At 71.2% G+C, this 19,968-nt stretch carries 19 protein-coding genes; 11 read left to right on the top strand and 8 right to left on the bottom strand.

Translation table 11 applies throughout. From position 1 onward, the window contains the following. Positions 1-64 precede the first annotated feature (64 nt). The 3 genes from DFP74_RS18875 to DFP74_RS18865 all read right to left on the bottom strand — a co-directional run bounded on the left by DFP74_RS18875 (position 65) and on the right by DFP74_RS18865 (position 4,429). Positions 65-2,440: a cytochrome P450/oxidoreductase gene (locus tag DFP74_RS18875; RefSeq protein ID WP_121183297.1), complete on the bottom strand. Its 2,376-nt coding sequence runs from the start codon at positions 2,438-2,440 to the stop codon at positions 65-67. 232 nt (positions 2,441-2,672) lie between these two features. Then, positions 2,673-3,353, bottom strand: coding sequence for an IclR family transcriptional regulator (locus DFP74_RS18870; RefSeq protein WP_199725703.1), 681 nt, complete (start codon positions 3,351-3,353; stop codon positions 2,673-2,675). A gap of 176 nt (positions 3,354-3,529) precedes the next feature. Continuing rightward, positions 3,530-4,429, bottom strand: coding sequence for a helix-turn-helix transcriptional regulator (locus DFP74_RS18865; protein ID WP_158613019.1), 900 nt, complete (start codon positions 4,427-4,429; stop codon positions 3,530-3,532). Between the two features lie 89 nt (positions 4,430-4,518). Here DFP74_RS18865 and DFP74_RS18860 point away from each other — a divergent pair, with 89 nt between their 5' ends. Together DFP74_RS18860 and DFP74_RS18855 are read left to right on the top strand one after the other, a co-directional pair. Next, a complete protein-coding gene (locus DFP74_RS18860; RefSeq protein WP_121188357.1) occupies positions 4,519-5,862 on the top strand; it encodes an FAD-binding oxidoreductase in 1,344 nt (447 codons plus the stop codon). Then, positions 5,859-6,248 carry a VOC family protein gene (locus DFP74_RS18855; RefSeq protein ID WP_121183291.1) on the top strand — a complete coding sequence of 130 codons (390 nt, stop codon included), beginning with the start codon at positions 5,859-5,861 and terminating at the stop codon, positions 6,246-6,248. The genes DFP74_RS18860 and DFP74_RS18855 overlap by 4 nt, the downstream gene beginning before the upstream one ends. An 81-nt stretch (positions 6,249-6,329) precedes the next feature. Here DFP74_RS18855 and DFP74_RS18850 read toward each other — a convergent pair whose 3' ends face one another. Beyond that, positions 6,330-7,391 (bottom strand): LacI family DNA-binding transcriptional regulator, encoded by a 1,062-nt coding sequence (locus tag DFP74_RS18850; protein ID WP_121183289.1) that lies wholly within the window; start codon positions 7,389-7,391, stop codon positions 6,330-6,332. Positions 7,392-7,541: 150 nt separating this feature from the next. On the opposite strand from DFP74_RS18850, the gene DFP74_RS18845 reads away from it, so the two are divergent. From DFP74_RS18845 to DFP74_RS18830, 4 genes are all read left to right on the top strand, one after another. Further along, on the top strand, positions 7,542-9,431 hold the full coding sequence (locus DFP74_RS18845; protein ID WP_233571030.1) for a glycoside hydrolase family 2 protein: 1,890 nt from the start codon (positions 7,542-7,544) through the stop codon (positions 9,429-9,431). Positions 9,432-9,693: 262 nt separating this feature from the next. Continuing rightward, the gene (locus DFP74_RS18840) at positions 9,694-11,067 is read left to right on the top strand and encodes an extracellular solute-binding protein (protein WP_121183287.1); all 1,374 of its coding nucleotides are present in this window, start codon (positions 9,694-9,696) and stop codon (positions 11,065-11,067) included. Then, the gene (locus tag DFP74_RS18835) at positions 11,064-12,017 is read left to right on the top strand and encodes a carbohydrate ABC transporter permease (RefSeq protein ID WP_121183285.1); all 954 of its coding nucleotides are present in this window, start codon (positions 11,064-11,066) and stop codon (positions 12,015-12,017) included. Before DFP74_RS18840 ends, DFP74_RS18835 begins: the two co-directional genes overlap by 4 nt. A gap of 1 nt (position 12,018) precedes the next feature. Then, positions 12,019-12,960, top strand: coding sequence for a carbohydrate ABC transporter permease (locus DFP74_RS18830; RefSeq protein ID WP_121183283.1), 942 nt, complete (start codon positions 12,019-12,021; stop codon positions 12,958-12,960). A gap of 155 nt (positions 12,961-13,115) precedes the next feature. On the opposite strand, the gene DFP74_RS18825 is transcribed toward DFP74_RS18830, so the two are convergent. The 3 genes from DFP74_RS18825 to DFP74_RS18815 all read right to left on the bottom strand — a co-directional run bounded on the left by DFP74_RS18825 (position 13,116) and on the right by DFP74_RS18815 (position 15,583). After that, positions 13,116-13,736, bottom strand: coding sequence for a DUF4253 domain-containing protein (locus DFP74_RS18825; RefSeq protein WP_233571360.1), 621 nt, complete (start codon positions 13,734-13,736; stop codon positions 13,116-13,118). 70 nt (positions 13,737-13,806) lie between these two features. Then, a complete protein-coding gene (locus tag DFP74_RS18820) occupies positions 13,807-14,304 on the bottom strand; it encodes a GntR family transcriptional regulator (RefSeq protein ID WP_233571029.1) in 498 nt (165 codons plus the stop codon). 19 nt (positions 14,305-14,323) lie between these two features. Further along, a complete protein-coding gene (locus tag DFP74_RS18815) occupies positions 14,324-15,583 on the bottom strand; it encodes a carotenoid oxygenase family protein (RefSeq protein WP_121183281.1) in 1,260 nt (419 codons plus the stop codon). Between the two features lie 641 nt (positions 15,584-16,224). Between DFP74_RS18815 and DFP74_RS18810 the strand changes: the two genes are divergently transcribed. From DFP74_RS18810 to DFP74_RS18790, 5 genes are all read left to right on the top strand, one after another. Next, positions 16,225-16,836 carry a hypothetical protein gene (locus DFP74_RS18810; RefSeq protein WP_121183279.1) on the top strand — a complete coding sequence of 204 codons (612 nt, stop codon included), beginning with the start codon at positions 16,225-16,227 and terminating at the stop codon, positions 16,834-16,836. A 137-nt stretch (positions 16,837-16,973) separates the two neighbouring features. After that, positions 16,974-17,510, top strand: a complete 537-nt coding sequence (locus tag DFP74_RS18805) for a class F sortase (RefSeq protein ID WP_158613018.1) — start codon at positions 16,974-16,976, stop codon at positions 17,508-17,510. A 458-nt stretch (positions 17,511-17,968) separates the two neighbouring features. Continuing rightward, the gene (locus tag DFP74_RS18800; RefSeq protein ID WP_121183276.1) at positions 17,969-18,406 is read left to right on the top strand and encodes an NUDIX hydrolase; all 438 of its coding nucleotides are present in this window, start codon (positions 17,969-17,971) and stop codon (positions 18,404-18,406) included. A 67-nt stretch (positions 18,407-18,473) separates the two neighbouring features. Further along, entirely contained in the window at positions 18,474-18,989 is a 516-nt protein-coding gene (locus tag DFP74_RS35180; RefSeq protein WP_370013401.1) for an alpha-L-rhamnosidase C-terminal domain-containing protein, read from the top strand. After that, positions 18,872-19,285 carry a family 1 glycosylhydrolase gene (locus tag DFP74_RS18790; RefSeq protein WP_121183272.1) on the top strand — a complete coding sequence of 138 codons (414 nt, stop codon included), beginning with the start codon at positions 18,872-18,874 and terminating at the stop codon, positions 19,283-19,285. Before DFP74_RS35180 ends, DFP74_RS18790 begins: the two co-directional genes overlap by 118 nt. A gap of 228 nt (positions 19,286-19,513) precedes the next feature. On the opposite strand, the gene DFP74_RS18785 is transcribed toward DFP74_RS18790, so the two are convergent. After that, entirely contained in the window at positions 19,514-19,948 is a 435-nt protein-coding gene (locus tag DFP74_RS18785) for a nuclear transport factor 2 family protein (RefSeq protein ID WP_121183270.1), read from the bottom strand. Positions 19,949-19,968 lie beyond the last annotated feature (20 nt).

Genomic DNA, 19,968 nt, shown 5'->3' with positions numbered 1-19,968 from the left:
TCCTTCATTTCCGCACTGCCTGGGCAGGCTTCTGCTTGGGGGGATTCGAAGGCGGCGGAATGTGCTACATGCCGAGCACGATCCGCTTTTCGAGGGAGCGTGAGCAGCACGCCATCATGCGGTCGCCGCGGCGCCGCTCCGCCGGTGTCAGGACCACGTCGCGGTGGTCGACACCGCCGTCGAGGACGGGGATCTCACAGGTGCCGCAGAGCCCTTCCTCGCAGTTGGAGGGGACCCGGTATCCGGCCTCGCGCAACGCCTGCAGGACCGTCTTGTCCCGGGGGACCCTCACCCGGCGATCGGAGTCCTCGAGCACCAGGTCGAACTCGCGCTCCTGCTCCGGGTCCAGACCGCCGACGCGCGAGGCGAAGTGCTCCACGACCAGGGCTCCCTCGGGCCAGTGCGCACTGGCCTCGGTCAGCGCATCGATCATCCGCTGCGGTCCGCAGGCGTACACGTGCAGGGATCCGGATCCGGCCTGCTCGTCGACCGAGCCCATCAGCCGCGCCAGGTCGGCCCGGTCGCCTTCGTCCGCGCAGTGGATCCGCAGTCGGTCGCCGTGCTCGGCCCGCAGTTCCCGCAGGAACGCCATGGACTCGCGCCGCCGGCCCAGGTAGTGGAGTTCGTAGGGGACGCCCTGGTCCAGGGCCCAGTCGGCCATCGCGCGGATGGGCGTGATGCCGATGCCGCCGGCGACGAAGAGGAGCCGTTCGGGGGACGCGGGCAGACGGAAGTGGTTGCGCGGGCCCCGGACGGTGATGACGTCGCCCTCGGAGAGGTGTTCGTGCACCCAGCGGGAGCCGCCCCGGGACTCCTCCTCCTCACGCACCGCGATCTCGTACCACTGCGGTCGGCCGGCCGACACCGGGCATCCGCCCGCGGGCGCCGCGGCCTGGCGGGGGCCGCACAGCGAGTACTGGCGCACCAGACCGGTGTCCCCGCACACGATGCTCACGTGCGCGCCCGGCGTGAAGCGCGGCAGCGGGGTCCCGTCGGCGCTGGACAACCGGATGTGCCGGACACCGTGCGCGGCCTCCGTCACGCGGTCGACGCGCATCGGCCGGCTCTGATGCTCCTCGGTGGGCTCTCCGACGTTGACCTTGAGCCTGGGTTCGAGGACGCGGGGGTCGGTCCGCTCGGGGTTCTGCTCGGGGTCCCACTCCACCCACAGGTGCTCCGGTCCGCGGAACGACGTGTTGGGCACATAGGTGAACTCCTGCCGCGCCAACCGCATGTGCGGAATCCTGCTGGTGAGCTCCTCGAGGAAGATCTGCATCTCCATGCGGGCCAGGTTCTTGCCCAGGCACTGGTGCGCCCCGTATCCGAAGGTCAGGTGCTCGTTCGACTCGTCGCGATGGATGTCGACCAGCTCCGGGTCCTCGAACCGCCGCCGGTCATGGTTGCCGGAGGAGGAGACCATGAGGATCCGGGCCCCCTCGGGGATCTCCACGCCGCCCACGACCGTGTCGCGGGTCGTGATCCGCCGCCAGGCCGCCTGGGAGCCGTTGTGGCGCAGGCACTCCTCCACCGCGTTCGGTATCAGTGACGGGTCCTGGCAGATCTCCTCCCAGGTGTGCCGGTTCTCCAGCAGGAGCTTGACCGCGTTCGCGCTCGCGTTCGCGGTGGTCTCGTGCGCGGCGACGATCCCCGCCATCATCATCGAGTGCAGGTAGGAGTCGGTGACGACCTCGGGCAGCTCCCGCTGCTTGCGCACGCCGTACTGCATCCAGCCGTCCTCGTCGGGATGGCGGCGCATGTGGTCCAGGACCTGGCCGGAGTAGCGCCAGAAGTTGCCGACGGCGTGGGCGACCGCGACCTGTTCCTCCGGCTCCGGCCGCCCCCAGGTGTTGACCGTGTGGGCGATGGAGTAGCGGCGCAGCGCCGGCCGGTCCTCGTCGGGGACGCCGAGGAAGTCCAGGGCCACCGTGAGCGGGATCTCCCAGAACATCCGGTCGACCAGGTCCGCCCGGCCCTCGTCGATGAACGCGTCGACGTAGGCGCGGGTCAACCGGCGCACCATCGGCTCGCGCCGCGCGATGTGGTCGGCGTCGAAGGGCCCCATCAGCGCCCGCCGCCGGGCCATGTGGTCCGGCTCGTCCTCGTTGACGAGCGTGCGCTTCATTCCGTAGCCGTACGAGGCCAGTACCTCGTTGGCCTCCTCGGAGGTGGGCGTGATCTTCTCCAGCGCCACCGACGGGGAGAAGGTCACGTTGTCGCGGAAGATCGCTTTGATGTCCTCGTACCGGGTGACGACCCAGTAGCCCAGTTGAGGGCTGTAGAAGACGGGCTCCTCCTCCCGCGACCAGGCGACGTAGGCCGAGGGGTCCTGCTGGTAGCCGTCGCTGAACGGATCGAACGAGGCGGCCCGCTCCGACGCGACCGGGCAGCCGGTGGGAGCCGCGACGCGTCCCGCGCCGGTTCCGCTCTGGACAGGACCCATGCTCCAACCCGCTTCCACATATCGCGCACGCCATGACATTTATCGCACAACGTAGCGCGCGTCACACTCCCGCACAAGGGGTGGAAGGTGTCCGGGATGGCCGCCGGACGCGGCAACGCCCCTGGCAGGAAGGCCGAAGCGGGCGGAATCGGTCTCTGGCGCCGGGCGGTGGCCGTGGGGGGACCGCGGGCCGGCTCGGGTCGGTTCCGAGGAGCGGCGACCGCTCAGGCTCTCAGGGCTTGGTCAGCAGGGAGCGCAGGCTGCGACGCACCCCCTCCAGGTGGGGAAGGACGTCCTCGACCCGCAGGTCCTGCGGTCCGCCGAGACGGATCACCCCGACGGACGCTTCCACCTGCAACGCCTCGACGTCTCCGAGACCGACCGCCATGCCCGCGGCTCCCGGCTGGTTCTCCCCCGACGTCACGGAGTATCCGCACTGGCGGGCGGTCGTGACCGCGGCGGGCTCCCCCGGACGTTCCGGCCGCTGCGCGAGGATGGCTATCCCGTCCGCCCCCTGCGCCAGCGGGTGCCGGAAACCGACCTGGAAGCGGATTCCCAGGGACTCGACCGCCACGGGCTCGGCCACGGCCAGGGCCAGCGCCTGTCCCGCGTCCTCCACCGCCAGGAACGCCGTCATTCCCACCTCGTTGGCGAGGTCCTGGATGACCGGTTGCGCCACGACACGGAATTGCGCCATGAACCTGTGGCTGACGGCGAGAACTCCGGAACCGAGTCGATAAGTGCCGTCGGACCCCTTGTGCGCGAACTGGCGACTTTCCAGCGTGTCCAGAATCCGATAGGCCGCCGCCCGGTGGATATCGAGGGCCGTGGCGAGGTCCTGAACGGTGACCCCCTGACTCGAACGTGAAATGACATTGATGGCTTCCAATCCCCGGTCCAGGGTTCTCAACATTGCCATGCGCCCGTCGTGCCTCTTTCCTTGAATGAAACCTGATAAAGATCCTACACCCCACGTGGAAACCGGCTTCCGACGGTTTACGGGCGGCACGGACTTCAGTACTCCGACCGGACGGGTGACACGCGCGGGGAAACGGCTCTCTCCGGCCGGGGTGAGGAACGCGGATGCGGCTATTTCCGCGACCGCGGTGACTCCGGCGGCCGGGAGGCGAGGTAGGCACGCGGCGTCCGCCCGGTGAACCGGCGGACGTCATGTGCGAAGTGGGCCTGATCGGCGTATCCGACCGAGGAGGCCACATCGGCCAGGGTCAGCGGCCCGCCCTCGCGGATCACGTGGAGAGCCCGTTGGAGGCGCCCGACCCGCTGGAGGGTCTTGGGCCCCAGCCCGGTCTCACGCTCCACCAGGCGGCGCAGATGGCGCGGTGTGAGCGCCACCGTGCGGGCCACGGCGTCGATCCCGCCCCCTCCGCCTCCCGACAGCAGGCGCACCGCCTCCCTCACCCGGGCGTCGGCACCGGCGTCCGGCCACAGGGCCCGCAGGTCCGGCGGCGCGGCGACCATCACGTCCGTGGGGTTCGCGGCGTCCATGGCTTCCGCGACGTCCGTGGGGTCGAGGACGTCGACGAGTGTCCTGGCCTTCCTGCTCGGCAGCAGGTCGGCGACCGGCAGTGCGCGGTCCCTGAGCTCCGCCCCGTCGACGCCGGTCACCGCACGCAGGGACGCGGTGTGGATCCGCAGCCCCCTCAGCACGGTGCCCGGCTCGATCTCGGGAAGGTCGACCGAGGTGGCGGGCCCGACCAGCCAGGCGGCTCCGGCGGAGCTGACGATGAAGTCGGCGTGGTTGTCGGGGATGACGCGCGCGGGCGCGGAACCGGCACGGTGGGTCCAGACGCAGATGAAGGCCGAGGAGGTGTCGGCGATCCTCGTCTCCCGGTACCACCCCTCCTCGGGCGGGACGTTCGCACCCCCGCGGGGATGTCCGTTTTCGACAAGACGGGCCGACGCGCTCCGACTAGTTTCGTCGCCATGCGAAGCAGACCGATCCGGTGTCGCGCCGTGACCCCCGTGCACCGTGCCCCCGCCTTTCCTTGTCCCGACGTCGCGCCCCACCGCGGCGAGGCGATCACCGGCTCGCCACGAGCGAAGGCGGGGCGAGCGTGATGGGCTGGTCATGTCCGGCCTTCGCCCCTGGGGACCCAGGCTACGCAGAGGAGTTCGCGACCCTCAATCACACCGTCGAACACCGGCCGGCGCTGGTGGTCGGCGCACGGACCTCCTCGGACGTGGCCCAGGCCGTCGCCTACGCCGCGCGGCAGTCGCTGTCCGTCTGCGTCCAGTCGACGGGGCACGGCATGTGCGCCCGGGCGGACGGGGTGCTGATCACCACACGCAGGATGGACACCGTCGAGGTGGATCCCGCCGCGCGGACCGCCCGCCTGGGCGCGGGCACGCGGTGGCGGGACGTCCTGCCCGCGACCGCCGCCCACGGGCTGGCCCCGCTGAACGGGTCCAGCCCCGAGGTGGGAACGGTCGGCTACATCCTCGGCGGGGGTGTGGGCATGCTCGGCCGGCAGTACGGTTACGCGGCCGACCACGTGAGCGCCCTCGAAGTCGTCACCGCCGACGGAGCGGTCCGCAGGGTCGGCCCGCGCGAGGAACCGAGGCTCTTCGCTGGGATCCTCGGCAGCAAGGGGAACCTCGGTGTGGTGACCGAGATCGAGATCGGGCTGTTCCCCGTCACCTCCTTCTACGGAGGCGGCCTCTACTTCCCGGCGGACAGCGCCCGCGACCTGCTCCGGACCTACTCCTCCTGGACGCGGGACCTCCCGGAGACCCTCGCCACCTCCGTGTTCCTCTCCACGTATCCGGACGCGGACGGCGTGCCTCCCGCACTGCGCGGGCGCTACGTGGCCCACCTGCGTGCGGCCTACTTCGGCCCGGCCGTGGAGGCTGAGCGGCTCCTCGCGCCGGTGCGCACCATCGGCCCGGTCCTGCTCGACACCCTGCGGGACAGGGACTACACGGACATCGGCGCGGTCCACCACGAGCCCGTGGCCCCGTACTCGGTCTGCGAGTCGGGGTTCTTCACCGGCCCCCTGGCGGAGTCCGATCTCCGGTCGGTCCTCGCCCTGGCCGGACCGGAGGCGGCCGACCCCGTGATGCTGGAGATCCGCCACCATTCCGGCGCCTACCGCCACAGGCCCGACCCGCCGAACACCGTGGGCGGGCGCGGCGCCGAATTCACCGTCTTCCTCGGCTGCCCGGTGGACCCGGAGGACCCTTCCGTGAGCGCCCACCGTCACGCCGCTGCGCGTCGGCTGTTCCACGCGGTGGACCAGGGCACCGTCGTGAACTTTCTCGGCGCCTGGCACGGCCCGGAAAGCGTACGCACCGCCTACTCGGACCAGGACCACCACCGGCTGAGAGAACTCAAAACGGAGTTCGATCCGCGGAACCTGTTTCGCGTCAACCACAACATCACGCCAAGGAGAGGCCGACCATGAACAGCACCCTTGATCTCGTCGGGATCATCACCGCCGACCTGAAGAGGTCCGTGGACTTCTACGGACTACTCGGCATCGACGTGCCCGCGGTGAACGGGGACGAACCGCACGTCGAGGCCGTGCTCCCGAACGGGCTCCGGCTCGCCTGGGACACCGTGGAGACCATCCGCGGATTCGACCCGGACTTTCGCCCGAGCGCGGGCCCCGGCTCCGTCGCCCTGGCGTTCAAGTGCCACACGCCCCAGGAGGTGGACGCCACCTACAGGCGGTTGACCGGCGCCGGGTATCCGGGGCACAAGGCGCCGTGGGACGCCTTTTGGGGGCAGCGCTACGCGGTCGTCCACGACCCCGACGGCAACACCGTCGACCTCTTCGCGGACTCCTGACCAGCGCCCACGGCGTCGCCGCCTCTGGAGGGCCCGCCTCCGGAGGCCCCGGATCCAGAGGGCCTGCTTCGGCCGGACGGGTCAGGCCTTGGGGCCGCTGCTCTCCCTGACCAGGAGGGCGTGCCCGATGACGACCTCCTTGACGGTGGGCCCCGAGGGCGCGGACGCGGGCTCTGGCCCCGGTCCCGGGGCCGTGCGGCGCGCCTCGATCTCGGCCATCAGCAGTTCCACCGCCGCGCGCGCCAGGGCCGGCTTGTCCGGCGAGACGGTGGTCAGGCTCGGCACGGAGCAGCGGCCCGGGGCGATGTCGTCGAAGCCGACCACGGCCACGTCCTCGGGCACGCGCAGGCCGGCGTCGTACAGGGCACGGATCGCCCCCAGCGCCAGGGGGTCGTTCAGGCACAGCAGCGCGTCGGGGGGACGCGGGGTGTCCATGAGCTCGGCGGCCAGGTCGGCGCCGTCCGGCCAGTGGAAGTGCCGGGCCGGCCGCACCAGCGCGGGGTCGTACTCCAGTCCTCGGGACTCCAGGGCCTCACGGTAGCCCTGGGCGCGCAGTTCGGCGGTCCCGCTCGCCGCCGGCGGTCGGCCGCCGATCACCGCGATCCGCGTCCTTCCGGCGTCGAGGAGGTGCTCGGTGGCCTCCCGCGCGGCCCTGACGTTGTCGATCGTGACGTGGTGGTGGCGTCCCGCCTGGGGTGTCTCGCCCAGGAGCACGACGGGGAGCCGGGAGCGGTGGGCGTCGAGGTCGTCGTCGTCCATGGCCAGCGGGTTGAACAGGACCCCGTCGACGAAATCGGTGCCGAAGCCGTCCAGGGCGGCCATCTCGCGATCGCGGCGGGCCTCGGTCTGGTGCACGAGCACCGTCCGCCCGTGGCGCCCGGCCTCCCTGATGATCAGGTCGGAGAGCTCGGCGAAGTAGCCGAGGTCGAGCTCGGGCACGATGAGGGCGATCACCCCGGACTCGCCCCGGCGCAGGTGGCGTCCGGCGAGGTTGACCCGGTAGCCCAGGGCCGCGATGGCCTCCTCCACGGCGGCGCGTGTCTTGGGCGTGACGTTCGGGTGATCGTTGATGACGTTGGAAACCGTCTTCTGCGAGACCCCCGCGCGCTGCGCGACGTCCTTGATCCGCGGCCTGTTGCCCACAGACACCTCCGTTCGGCGCCATCCTAGTCGGCGCCCCTCGGCCCGGCCCCGGCCGCGTCCCGCCGGGCCCGGAGACCGTCTCCCCCGGTCGATCCGCCCCTGTTCGGGGGATTTACATCGATGTAAAAATATGCTCACATGGTCCCCGACATGACGCGGGTCACACATGCGACCGCCCGTGCCATCACCGAGGGGAGCCTCATGCAGACACCGACACCACCCGAGAGCGGACCCTCCGCGCCGCCGCGCCCCGAGTACCCCCGTCCCCAGTTCGCCCGGCCCGACTGGCTGTGCCTGAACGGTTCCTGGGGCTTCGAGATCGACCGGGCCGACAGCGGGCTCGAACGGGGACTGCGCGACGCGGACCTGGCCGGGACCATCACCGTCCCCTTCTGCCCGGAGTCCGAACTGTCGGGCGTCGGTGACACCGACTTCATGGAGGCGGTCTGGTACCGGCGGACCGTGCGCGTGCCCCAGGCGTGGGCGGGTCGGCGCGTGCTGCTGCACTTCCAGGCCGTGGACCACGACACCACCGTGTGGGTCAACGGCGTGGAGGTCGCGCGCCATCGCGGCGGGTTCACCCCCTTCACCGCCGACCTGGGCGGGGTCGCCGAGCCCGGCGAGGACGCCGTGGTGGTCGTGCGCGCCCGCGACACCCGCCACGGACCGCAGGCCCGGGGCAAGCAGGCCACCTGGTACGCCAACTCCGGCTGCCACTACACGCGCACCACCGGGATCTGGCAGACCGTGTGGATGGAACCGGTGCCCGAGACCCACCTGCGGCGCCCGCGCATCACACCCGATCTCGCCAACGGGGCCTTCCACCTCCGGCTGCCCCTGTCGGGTCCGCGCTCGGGGCTGCGGGTGCGCGCCGTGCTGGGCGACGGGGACGGGGAGGTCGTGACGGCCGAGGTCCGCGCCGACCTCGACACCGCGCCGCAGCTGACCCTGGCGATCCCCGAGGAGCGCCGCCGCACCTGGTCCCCGCGCGACCCCCACCTGTACACGCTCCACCTCGCACTGGTCGACGCCGAGGGCACGGTCCTGGACCGCGCCGAGTCCTACGCCGGGCTGCGGTCGGTGTCCATCGAGGGCAAGGCCGTGCTCATCAACGGCGAGCGCGTCTTCCAGCGGCTCGTCCTGGACCAGGGCTACTACCCCGACGGGCTGATGACCGCGCCGGACGAGGCCGCGCTGGTGCGCGACATCGAACTCGGCCTGCGCGCGGGCTTCAACGGCGCCCGCCTGCACCAGAAGGTCTTCGAGGAGCGCTTCCTCTACCACGCCGACCGGCTCGGCTACCTGGTGTGGGGCGAGTTCGGCGACTGGGGCTGCGCGATCGACGGCCCCGCCGCCCTGGACAACCAGCGTCCCGACGCCTCCTACGTCGCCCAGTGGCTGGAGGCCGTGGAGCGCGACTACTCCCACCCGAGCATCGTCGGCTGGTGCCCGCTCAACGAGACCTTCCAGCGGCTGCACGACCGCACGACCGCGCTCGACGACGTGACCCGGGCGATGTTCCTGGCCACCAAGGCACTGGACCCCTCGCGCCCCGTGGTCGACGCCTCCGGGTACGCGCACCGGGTGCCCGAGACCGACGTCTACGACTCGCACAGCTACGAGCAGGATCCGGAGGCCTTCCGGAAGCAGATGAGCGGTCTGGCGCAGGACGACCCCTACGTGAACGGCGGTGACGACGGCGGCACGTGGTCCGTGCCCTACCGGGGACAGCCCTACTTCTGCAGCGAGTTCGGCGGGATCCGCTGGGACCCCGACACCGACCGCGGCGGCGCCTCCTGGGGCTACGGCGACGATCCGAGGAGCCTGGAGGAGTTCCACGTCCGCTTCGAGGGGCTGACCGGCGTGCTGTTGGACGACCCCCACATGTTCGGCTACTGCTACACCCAGCTCACCGACGTGTTCCAGGAACGCAACGGCGTCTACCGGTTCGACCGCGGCGAGAAGCTCGACACCGACCGCATCGCCGCGGCCCAGCGACGCACGGCCGCCTTCGAGAAGGACGGCCCGCGGCCCGGGTGAGCGCTCCCCCGGCCGGCGCCCCAGCGCCCCGGCGGCGGCACGCCGGTGGGGCGTCGGTGGGGCGTCGACCCGGCCGCCGCCCGGATCCCTGACACACCCGCCACTCGCCCACCGCACTCCCCGCGCGACACGCGCCCCCACGGCCGAGGGACCGGCCCACCGCCCCGCGAGTGGGCGCCGGCACCACACCGGCCACCGCTCCCGCACAGGGGCCGCCCCTCGGCCCACCCCTCATACGTCGAATCGGCCAAGGAGGTCTTCGATGTCCCCCCATCCCTCTCCCCCGACCCCACCGACCACGGGTTCCGGCCCTGCGACCCATGCCGCGTCCCCGCCCACCCGGCGCCACATGCTCCTCGGCGCCGGCGCGCTCGCCCTGAGCGCCTCGGCCCTGGGCTGCGCGCCCGGTACCGCCTCCGGCACCTCCGACGTGCGTTTCTGGAGCCTGTTCCAGGGCGGCGACGGCGCGCGGCTGGAGACCATGCTCGACGCGGTGCGGGAGCAGGCGCCGCACATGCGCGTCACTCCCAGCACCCTGGCGTGGGGCCCGCCGTACTACACCAAGCTGGCCATGGCCTCCGTCGGCGGTCGCGCCCCCGAGACCGCGGTCATGCACATGTCGCGTCTTCCGGGGTACGCCCCCGGCGGGCTGCTGGACCCCTTCGACCTCGACCTGCTGGCCGAGTTCGGCGTCACCGCCGAGGACTTCGTGCCCGACCTGTGGGAACGCGGCATCCACGACGGCGCCACCTACGCGATCCCGCTCGACACCCACCCGGTCGTCCTCTTCTACGACACCGCGATGGCCGAGCGGGCCGGGCTGCTCGGCACCGACGGCACGCTGCGCCCCCTGGACTCCCCCGAGGACTTCCTGGAAGCCTCCCGCGCGATCGCCGAGGTCTCCGGGGGCAGCGGCATCACCTACGGGCACGTCAACGACGACTCCCAGGGGTGGCGGATCTTCTGGAAGCTGTACAACCAGACGGGGGCGGAGCTGCACCTGCCCCAGGGCGGCCCCGCCGAGCTCGACCAGGACGAGGCGCTGCGGGTGTTCTCCTTCCTCGCCGAGCTCATGGACGGTCAGACCTCGGAGGCCAACCTGACCTACCAGAGCGCTCTGGCCGGCTTCAGCTCCGGGCGGGCCGGCATGCTCATCTGCGGTGAGTGGGAGCTGCCCTACCTGCTCGACAGCGTCGAGAACCTGGGCGCGGCCCCGTTCCCCACCGTGTTCGAGCATCCCGGCAGCTACGCCGACTCGCACGCCTTCGTGCTGCCACGGCAGAGCGATCCCGACCCCGAGCGGGTCCGCGCCGCCCACGAGTTCGTGGCGCTCATGGTGCGCAACAGCCTGACCTGGGGCGAAGCCGGTCACATCCCCGCCTATTCGCCGGTCACGGAGTCCGCGGACTACCAGGCGCTGACCCCGCAGTCCGACTACGCGAGCGCGGGCGAGACGCCGGTCCTGGACCCTGAGGTGTGGTTCGCGGGGGCCGGCTCCCAGTTCCACTCCGACGTGAGCGAGGCACTGCGCACGGCGGTCAGCGGCCAGGGGCCCGAGGCGGCGGTGGAGCAGCTGACCCGCTCCCTCGACTCCTGGGCGGCCCGGACCAACCCGTCCGAGGGGGACTCCCGATGACCACGCCCACCGAAACGACCGGCCGCGTACCCGCGCCGGACACGGTCCCCGTACCGAAGGCCGCGCCCAGCTCCCGGCCCCGGCTGTGGCGGCGTGTCACCGACGCGCCGCTGAGCTTCCTGATGCCGTTCCTGCTGGTGTACGCGCTCTTCCTGATCTGGCCCCTGCTCAGCGGGTTGTGGATGAGCTTCACCGACGTCTCGCTCAACGGCGCGGGCGGCGCCTTCGTCGGAGCGGCCAACTACGCCGAGGCGCTCGGCGACCCGATGGTGTGGCGGACGCTGGGCAACACCTTCCTGTTCACCGTCGTCACCACCGTCCCTCTGGTCGCGGTCGCCCTGGCCATGGCGGTCCTGGTGCACACCGGGATGCCGGGCCAGTGGCTGTGGCGACTGTCGTTCTTCATGCCGTTCCTGCTGCCGGTGGCCACCGTGGCACTGGTGTGGAACTTCCTGTACATCGAGGACTTCGGCCTGTTCAACCAGGCGCTCCGCGCCTTCGGGATGGAGGGCCTGGGGTGGTTGACCGACGACGACGTGGCCCTGTGGTCGGTGGCCCTGACCACGGTGTGGTGGACCGTCGGCTTCAACTTCCTGCTGTACCTGGCCGCGCTCCAGTCGATCCCCGACCACCTGTACGAGGCCGCGGCCCTGGACGGGGCGGGGGCGTGGGCCCGGCTGAGGCACATCACCGTCCCCCAGCTGCGCAACATCACCGTGGTCGTGGTGCTGCTCCAGATCCTGGCCTCGCTGAAGATCTTCGACCAGATCTACCTGATGACCGGGGGCGGCCCGGGCGACTCCAGCCGCTCGCTGCTGCTCTACATCTACGACATGGGCTTCACCGGCTACCGGTTCGGGTACAGCGCGGCCGTCTCCTACCTCTTCCTGGCGATCGTCCTGCTCGTCGCCGTCGTCCAGCTGTGGCTCACGACGCGGAGAAAGGCCTGACATGACCACGCAGACCCTCACCACCCGTGGCCGCACCGACCGCTCGGGCGCCACACGCGCGACCCGGCGGGCCGAGCAGGCGCGTGCGCGTGCCAGACAGCGCGACCTGGTGCTGGGCGGCGGGCGCGGACCGCGCGTCGCCGCCGTCACGATCCTGGTCGTCCTCGCCTCACTGTGGCTGCTGCCCATGCTGTGGGGCCTGATCACCTCGTTCAAAGCCGAGCAGGACGCGGTCGCCCTCCCGCTGACCCTGCTTCCCGAGTCGGGGTTCACCCTCGACCAGTACCGCGGCCTGTTCGCCGCGGGCAACGTGCAGCAGTGGATGTTCAACAGTCTGCTCGTTGCGGTGCTGGTGACCGTGTCCACCCTCGCGGTGGCGGCGCCGGCGGCGTTCGCGATGTCGCGCATGGACTTCCGCGGCCGCTCGGCGCTGATGATCCTCACGATCGCGGCGATCGTGGTCCCGCCGCAGCTGCTCATCGTCCCGCTGTTCCAGCAGATGGTGTCGCTGAACCTGGTGGACACCTACGCGGCGGTGATCCTGCCGCAGCTGGTGATGCCGATCATCGTGTTCATCCTGAAACGCTTCTTCGACGCCGTGCCGCGCGAGCTGGACGAGGCGGCGCGCATCGACGGGGCATCGTACTGGCGGCTGTTCACCACCGTCATCCTGCCGCTGTCCCGGCCCATCCTCGCCGCGGCCGCGATCTTCGTGTTCATCTCCGCCTGGAACAACTACCTGTGGCCGTTCATCATCACGACCGACCCGGCGCTGATGACGCTGCCCGTGGGCATCCCGAACATCCTCGACTCCTACGGGACCTTCTACGCCGCGCAGCTGGCGTCGTCGATGGTCGCGGCGGCACCGATGATCGTCGTGTTCGTGCTGTTCCAACGGCACATCGTCCGCAGCGTGGCCACGACCGGCATCACCGGCCAGTAGCCGCCCGCCGGCCCGCCCCGTCCCGCCCCGACCGGTTGAGGGGGCGGGACGGGGCGGGACGGCGGCGGTCTCGGCCGGTCACCGCTCCCGCGCGGGCTCGCGCGGGAGCCGACGGACGCCGGCTTCGCGGCACCGCGTGGTCGAGCGGCGGAGCCTCAGTCCCACCAGAAGTCCCAGACGGGGCGGTCGACGAGGCGTTCGGCGTAGGCCTGGAGCGTGTGAGGGCTGTTTCCCTGCCAGACGAGGTCCGGGCAGAACGCGAAGTGCTCGGCGGCCACGCGCAGAGCCCCGTCGACATCGCTGGGCGGTGCGGCGACGCTCAGCGTCAGGGTGTCGAACCCCAGGCCCAGGACGCGCGCACCGAACCGCCGCTCCCAGTCGGCCACGACCGCGGCGAACACGGCGGTGTCGTTGTCGTAGTTGAGCGGTCCCGACCATCCGCACGAGAGCAGGGCCTGTGCTCCCGAGGAGGCCCTCACCAGGCCCAGGCGGTGGGGCGGCCGGTGCTCGACGATGAGTTCGGCGTACTCTCCGGCCGTCGCCTCGGCCGCACCCTCCTTCAGGGAGGCTGCGGGGACCGTTCCGGGCCAGACCGTCCCGAAGGGGGCGGTCTCCGGGTGGGGCTCGGCCTCCTCCGCGTCGGGCTCGGCGGCACCGGCGTACTGCCCCCACCACGCGGCGAGAAGCCCGGCCGGGTCGTGGTCCGTGAGCGCGGTGAACCGGTCGATCGTCGGCGCCTCCAGGAACCGGTGCGGGTCACGGTCGAAGTCCTCCACCAACAGCGGCCACCAGCCTGAGCGCGATGACTCGGCGAACAGCCGGGACCACAGGCCGACCGGTAGGGGCTCATCGCTCAGCCAGGAGCCGCGCCGCGATCCGCAGGTGGGAGCGCCACCCCGGCGGCGGCTCCGGGTACTCGATCTCGGCGAAGGCGGCGTCGGCGATGAGCAGCGTGAGCTCCCCCTTCCCCTCCAGGTGCCGGTAGAGGGCCATGGTGGCGACCCCCAGCCGGGCCGCCACCGCCCGCATGGACACCGCCGCCAGCCCGTCGGCGTCGGCGATCTCCATGGCCGTGGCCACGACGCGTTCGCGTTCGAGGCCCCCTGCCGACCGCGCGGGCAACCGGCGCCTGGCGACCACGGCGCCGACCCGGGGCTCGGACTCGATGGCGCCTGCCTGCTGGAGCGCGGCCAGCGCCTTGGTCGCCGTCGCCATGGCGACACCCCACTCGCGTACGATCGCCCGCGTGGTGGGCACCGGGTCGCCAGGACGCAGGTCGCCGTCGGCGATGCGCCGCTCGATGTCGGCGGCGATCCTCCGGTACAGCGGCGGCTCGTCGTTCACGGTGCCATGCTGCCACGCCTCAGAAGTCGGGCAGCCAGTTGCCGTGCAGGCCCAGCGGCACCCGGGCCGGCAGATGCACGCGCGCGACGGGCTCGCCGGTGAAGTCGCGGGCCGCGAGGATCACCAGGTCGGCGGCGCCGCGCTCGGGGGAATGGACATAGGTGAGCAGGTACCCGTCGTCCTCTTCTTCGCCCGTGGCGACGAACACCGCCTCGCCGACGGCCTCACCCGGGCCGAACGCGTGCACTTCGGACGTGCCGCGTTCCAGATCGTGCTTGACCAGGACGTTGGTGAAGGCGCCGTCCGCCGGCGCTCCCTCGGGGACGAAGGGGATCCCGTACAAATCGGTCGCGGCCGAGTAGCCGTAGCGGTGGCGGCGGGTGGCCAGGGCCTCGTTCACGCGCGGGAAGTCCTGGGGCCGGTCGTCGACGCGTCGCTGGTCGATCCCGTTCGGACCGATCGTCCAACGGTCCAGCATGGGCCGGATCGCCCCGGGATCGGCCGGGTCGAAGGGACCCTCGGCCGTGACCAGGTCGACCACGACCGCGTCGCCGTCGTCGTAGGCGTTGAGCGTGTGGCTGACGTGGACCGGGTCGATCTCCCGCCAGCGCACGTCGCCCCTGGTGCGGGGCATGACCCCGACGCGCGTCGGGTGTCCGGGCAGCCACCCGCACGAGAACCCGTCGAAGCCCAGCGGCGTGTCCCACAGCACCACGTGGTTCTCGGTGAGCGCGAAGTCGTGCATGAACGGGGTGCGCTCCATGGGGACGGAGGTGGTCCGCACGACGTCCCCCTTCGGCCCGGTCACGATGTGCTGCACGACGTCGCGGCCCGGCATGTACGCCAGGGAGTGGAGTTCGCCGGTGACCGGGTCGTGTTTGGAGTGGGCTCCCGCCGTGAACCCCTCCGCGGTCCCGCCCAGGTCGCACGAGCCGACCGTGCCGAGCCGGTCGTCGAGTTCGGCGGGCGGCAACCCGCCCTCCGCCAGGGCGAAGGTCCGCTGGGCGTGCCCGATCACGTGCACCATGGGCGCGAAGCCGGAGGTGCGCACGAACCGGTTGCGGTACCACTCGGCCCTGCCGTCGCGCAGGCGGACCCCGTGGACCATGCCCTGTCCCATGCCCCAGATGTGCACGGCGGGGTCTTCCACGCCCAGGGCGTTGGGCCCGTTGCGCAGGTAGCGACCGTTGAGTTCGGTCGGGATCCGACCGGTGACGGGGAGGTCGTCGGCGGTGACTTCTTCGGTGACCGGCGCGAACGCCCCTTCGAGGTATCTCATGTGGACAACGTACGCACGACGACCCTCGAACACCCTCTCACCAAGGTGATTGGCGTGCTGTGCACTAGTGCAGGGGTCTCGCCTGCCGCGCGGAGGCGGCGACCTCCCGCTCCGGCCCCGCGCCGGCCATCAGGCAGCAGATCCGTGGTCGCCTTCGTCCGTGCCGGCCAGAAGCGCAGGGCTTCAACGACGTTGTTCTGGCACCTGGATGTTCCACGCGGACATTCGGGCGCCTTGGCTGGTCGGGGACAGCCGCCCTTCCAGCGGTGTGCGTGCCTGGCGGCCACGCCTACCGAGCGTCCCACGCGGATGACAAAGCTTGGCTTTTGGTCCTTTCCAGACTTGTGAATCGCCCTGCCGCCCTCGCCGCCATGTGCGCAGGTAAAGCCGCTTCCAGCGCATCGACCGACCACCTCGACAGCGCCTCTGCCCTGCACGCGCGAGCGTGCACCGCTTCTCCACGAAGACCGGCGATCTTCACGAATGACAGGCGAATGTCGACAAAGTTTGGGGTTTTGGGGACACGGGCAGAAGGGTTTTCACCCTGTTTGTGGGTGTATGTCCTATTTGGCGACGAGGCCGGAGACCTGTGTGCACTCCGCGCACAGCTTCGAGCCTCGTCCCGAGCGCAAGGAGGACACATGAACATGACCCGTACCGTGACGACCGCTGCCGCAGCTCTCGGCTTGGGCACCGCACTCGCCCTGGGTGGCACCGCACCGGCCCTCTCCGAGGACCTGGACCCGCCGCCGCCGGACTTGGACTGCGCGGACATCACCGAGCGCAACATCGACGTCAGCGATGGGGACCCGCACAACCTCGACGCCGACGGTGACGGCGTGGGCTGTGAGGAAGGCGGCGACTACGACGGAGCAGGGACGGACCTGGACTGCTCCGACATCACCGAGCGCAACATCGATGTCACCGCAGGAGACCCGCACAACTTCGACGCCGACGGCGACGGCGTGGGCTGCGAGGAAGGCACCAGCGAGGTCATGGACGACGGGTCGGATGAGGGCTCGGACGACGGCTCGGACGACGGGTCGACCGACGGCACCTCGGACGACACCGACAGCGGGACCGAGGAGGACCAGAACGGCGACGACGAGACTCCGGTCGGCGGTGTGGACACCGGCGGCGGAGGGACCGCCGACGGCGGATCGAACCTCTGGCTGATCGGTACCGGCGGCGTCCTCGTCGCGGTGGCCGCGGGCGGACTCGCCCTGACCCGCAAGCCGGGGTACGACGGCTGATGGGCCGTCACACACGTGCCCGCCGCCGCGGCAGTTCCATCGCCGCGGCGGTGACGGCCGCGTGCGCGGGAGCCGGAGTCGCGCTCCTGACACTCGGGCTCGGGCAGGCCCATTCTCCTTCTCCACCGCGCCTCGAAGTGAGTGCGCCGGAATCCGCGCGTGCGGCCGAGCCGACCGCCCCGGCCGCCGCCGACGAACCCGACGCTCTGGGGCATTCGACTCCCGTGGCCCTGACCATTCCGGAGATCGACCTGCGCACCTCGCACATGGTCGAACTCGGCCTGAACCACGACCGCAGCCTTGAGGTCCCCGAGGAGTGGCAGGCTGTCGGGTGGTACTCCCTGGGCGCCGCCCCCGGCCAGGAGGGGCCTGCCGTCCTGGCCGGCCATCTGGACTCCACGACCGGGCCCGCCGTCTTCCACCGGCTGGACGAGCTCCGGAACCGGGACACCATTTCGGTCGAGCGCGCCGACGGCAACGTGGTGGACTTCACCGTCTACGCGGTGGAGCGCTATGCGAAGGGCGACTTCCCTGCGGAAGAGGTCTACGGCGATACCGGGCACCCGGAGCTGCGGCTCATTACCTGCGGTGGTGACTTCGATGCCACCACCGGCCATTACACGGACAACATCGTCGTCTTCGCCGACCTCGCGGAAGACTCGGTGAGGCGGTGAATACGAGGAAAGTACTTCAGGTCATCGGTGAGGCCCCAGGCCGTGGGAAAGACGATCTTCGGGTCGTCATCGTCGTTGCAGCAATCGGTATCAGCACCGGAGCCGACCAGGCGCCCGGAGACCGTTGTCCAGGTCCTGCTACCGTCCCAAGGCATGGCACCACCGAGCGGCTGCACGCCGCCGCACCTTGGCGAAACCGACCGTGTCGGCCCCATCGACGTACATCCGTGCGGACACTTCTTCGGAGGCGGTGAAGAACGCGCAGAACACCGGCACGGGTTCGGGTCCATGCAGGTCCGCCGCACTGCCGTGGGACGACGTTCAAGACGTCATCCGCGATGCGGCGGAGGTTCCAGAAAGATCCTCATGACCGAGCACCGGGAGCCGGGCGCACTCACCATCGACACCGGTGAGCGGAGCGCCTTTCCGAACTGCGCGAAGGACGGCTGACACACGACATGCCAGAACTCCCCCTGCACAGTGTCAGCGTGACCGGGATCGTCCCCCATCCCGACGACGGACGCATCCTCATGATCAAACGGGCCGACAACGGCCGCTGGGTGCCGCCCGGCGGCGTGCTCGAACTCGACGAGACCCCCGAGCGGGGCGCCGTCCGCGAGGTCTTCGAGGAGACCGGCGTACGCATCGAACCCGTTCGGCTGACCGGCGTGTACAAGAACATGAAGCGCGGCGTGGTCTGCCTGACCTTCCTGTGCGACTACGTCGGCGGGCAGCCGACCACGAGCGAAGAGTCGCGCGAGGTCGTCTGGCTCACGGCCGACGAAGCCATCGCGGTCGCCCCCGAATCACAGGCCGCACGCATCACCGACGCACTCGCACCAGGTGGCCCCTTCGTGCGCATCCACGACGGTACGTACCTGCTCCCCCAGGACTGAAACCCCGGTTTCAACGGCCTCGCCCGCCGCACGCCGATGAGCGAGGCCGAGCACTGGCGCATCACCGATGCCGGGCCACGAACAGTGGCCTCTCCGGTGTGCGCGGCGACGAGCGCGGTGGTTGGCGGGTCCAGGTCCTCGAACGGGCCCGGGCCCCCAGCTGGAGTGGGCGCGGGTGAGCCACTACACGCCCTACGGCCGCGCGGAGGCGGGGTGGACGCGTCAGGGCGAGGATGTCACCGTCATCGTGACCGTCCCGCCGGGGACGGAGGCCGAGGTCCACCTGCCCGCGAAGTGGTTGAACGTGACGATCGGCGCCATCCACAGGGCGGACCTGCCGGTCGGGCTCTCGACCGCGGTGACCGACGAGCACGCGCTGCCCGGCGGCGAGGCCGGCCGCGACCCAAGCGCGCTCAGGTCTACGAACACTGGCTGCGCCTGGCCCGGGAGGACGACTTCGTCGGCGTGCAGAACTACGAGCGCGTCGTGCACGGCCCCGAGGGGCCGGTCCCGCCGGAGCCGGGCGCCGCGGTCAACGACATGGGCACGGCGGTCGAGCCCGCCTCGCTCGCCGGGGCGGTGACCTACGCCCACCAGGTCGCGGGCGTACCGGTCCTGGTCTCCGAGCACGGGATCGCCGCCGAGGACGACGACCTGCGCGCGGCCTTCATCGAGCCCTCGCTCGCCGGCCTGGCCGAGGAGATCGAGCGCGGGGTCCCGGTGCTGGGGTACTGCCACTGGACGCTGATGGACAACTTCGAGTGGGTGGCCGGATACCACTCCAAGCTGGGGCTGCACAGCGTGGACCGGGGGGGCGTTCGAGCGGCGGCCCAAGCGCAGCGCGGGCGTCTACCGCGACGCGGTGCGCCGGTTCCGTGAGTCGTCGGCGGACGGCGCGCCCCGGGTGGAGGGACGGATGGTGCCCACGCCGGGGTAGGCGAACCACCTGGCGGCCCTGCGTGCGGGGCCGCCAGGGCAGACGACCGGGGGCGCTGGGCAGAGGACACGGGGCGCTGGGGCCGCCGACCGCGGGGGCGGGGCCGCCGGCCTGTTCGTGGCACCCGTGCGCTCACACTCCGGTCCGCCTCACACGTTCTTGAGCGCGACCTAGAGGGCCCGGTCGAGGGCTTCGGTCAGTGCGACCGGGGTGATGTCGAGGCGGTTGAAGCGCCAGCCGTCTTCTGTGCGGCGCGCTCCGTAGCGGTGGATCCCTGCCGCGACAGCCTCCGTCTTCTCGTCGATGACGAAGACGGCGATGTCGTGGGCGCGCACCGTGGCGGTCTCACCGTCGACCTCGATGACGAGGTTGGACTTGTTGTGCAGGGTGCGAACGTACGCCTCGTGACGCGAGCGCGCGAGATCGATGAGCGCCTCGATGCCGCGAGCCTCTCCCCGGAGGGACTTGACGACAACGTCTTCGGTGAAGAGCCGGTCGGTCTCGTCGTAGCGGCCCTCGTCGATCCACAGGCTGTGGCGGGCGACCAGGTCGGCCAGTTCGGCGCGGTCGGCGAGGTCGCGGATCAGGGTTTCGGTGCTGGTCATGACGGCCCTCATAAATTAGT

The organism is Nocardiopsis sp. Huas11, assembly GCF_003634495.1.
GTDB lineage: Bacteria > Actinomycetota > Actinomycetes > Streptosporangiales > Streptosporangiaceae > Nocardiopsis.
The sequence above is the reverse complement of the archived record's forward strand: the minus strand, read 5'-3'. Positions and strand labels throughout refer to the sequence as shown.

Bases quoted from the DNA above. Each gene is read 5' to 3' on its own strand.
- DFP74_RS18870 (WP_199725703.1), bottom strand. From the start codon at position 3,353: ATGTTGAGAACCCTGGACCGGGGATTGGAAGCCATCAATGTCATTTCA.
- DFP74_RS18830 (WP_121183283.1), top strand. From the start codon at position 12,019: ATGACCACGCAGACCCTCACCACCCGTGGCCGCACCGACCGCTCGGGC.
- DFP74_RS18810 (WP_121183279.1), top strand. From the start codon at position 16,225: ATGAACATGACCCGTACCGTGACGACCGCTGCCGCAGCTCTCGGCTTG.
- DFP74_RS18860 (WP_121188357.1), top strand. From the start codon at position 4,519: ATGGGCTGGTCATGTCCGGCCTTCGCCCCTGGGGACCCAGGCTACGCA.
- DFP74_RS35180 (WP_370013401.1), top strand. From the start codon at position 18,474: ATGCCGGGCCACGAACAGTGGCCTCTCCGGTGTGCGCGGCGACGAGCG.
- DFP74_RS18800 (WP_121183276.1), top strand. From the start codon at position 17,969: ATGCCAGAACTCCCCCTGCACAGTGTCAGCGTGACCGGGATCGTCCCC.
- DFP74_RS18815 (WP_121183281.1), bottom strand. From the start codon at position 15,583: ATGAGATACCTCGAAGGGGCGTTCGCGCCGGTCACCGAAGAAGTCACC.
- DFP74_RS18785 (WP_121183270.1), bottom strand. From the start codon at position 19,948: ATGACCAGCACCGAAACCCTGATCCGCGACCTCGCCGACCGCGCCGAA.
- DFP74_RS18875 (WP_121183297.1), bottom strand. From the start codon at position 2,440: ATGGGTCCTGTCCAGAGCGGAACCGGCGCGGGACGCGTCGCGGCTCCC.
- DFP74_RS18840 (WP_121183287.1), top strand. From the start codon at position 9,694: ATGTCCCCCCATCCCTCTCCCCCGACCCCACCGACCACGGGTTCCGGC.
- DFP74_RS18845 (WP_233571030.1), top strand. From the start codon at position 7,542: ATGACGCGGGTCACACATGCGACCGCCCGTGCCATCACCGAGGGGAGC.
- DFP74_RS18835 (WP_121183285.1), top strand. From the start codon at position 11,064: ATGACCACGCCCACCGAAACGACCGGCCGCGTACCCGCGCCGGACACG.
- DFP74_RS18855 (WP_121183291.1), top strand. From the start codon at position 5,859: ATGAACAGCACCCTTGATCTCGTCGGGATCATCACCGCCGACCTGAAG.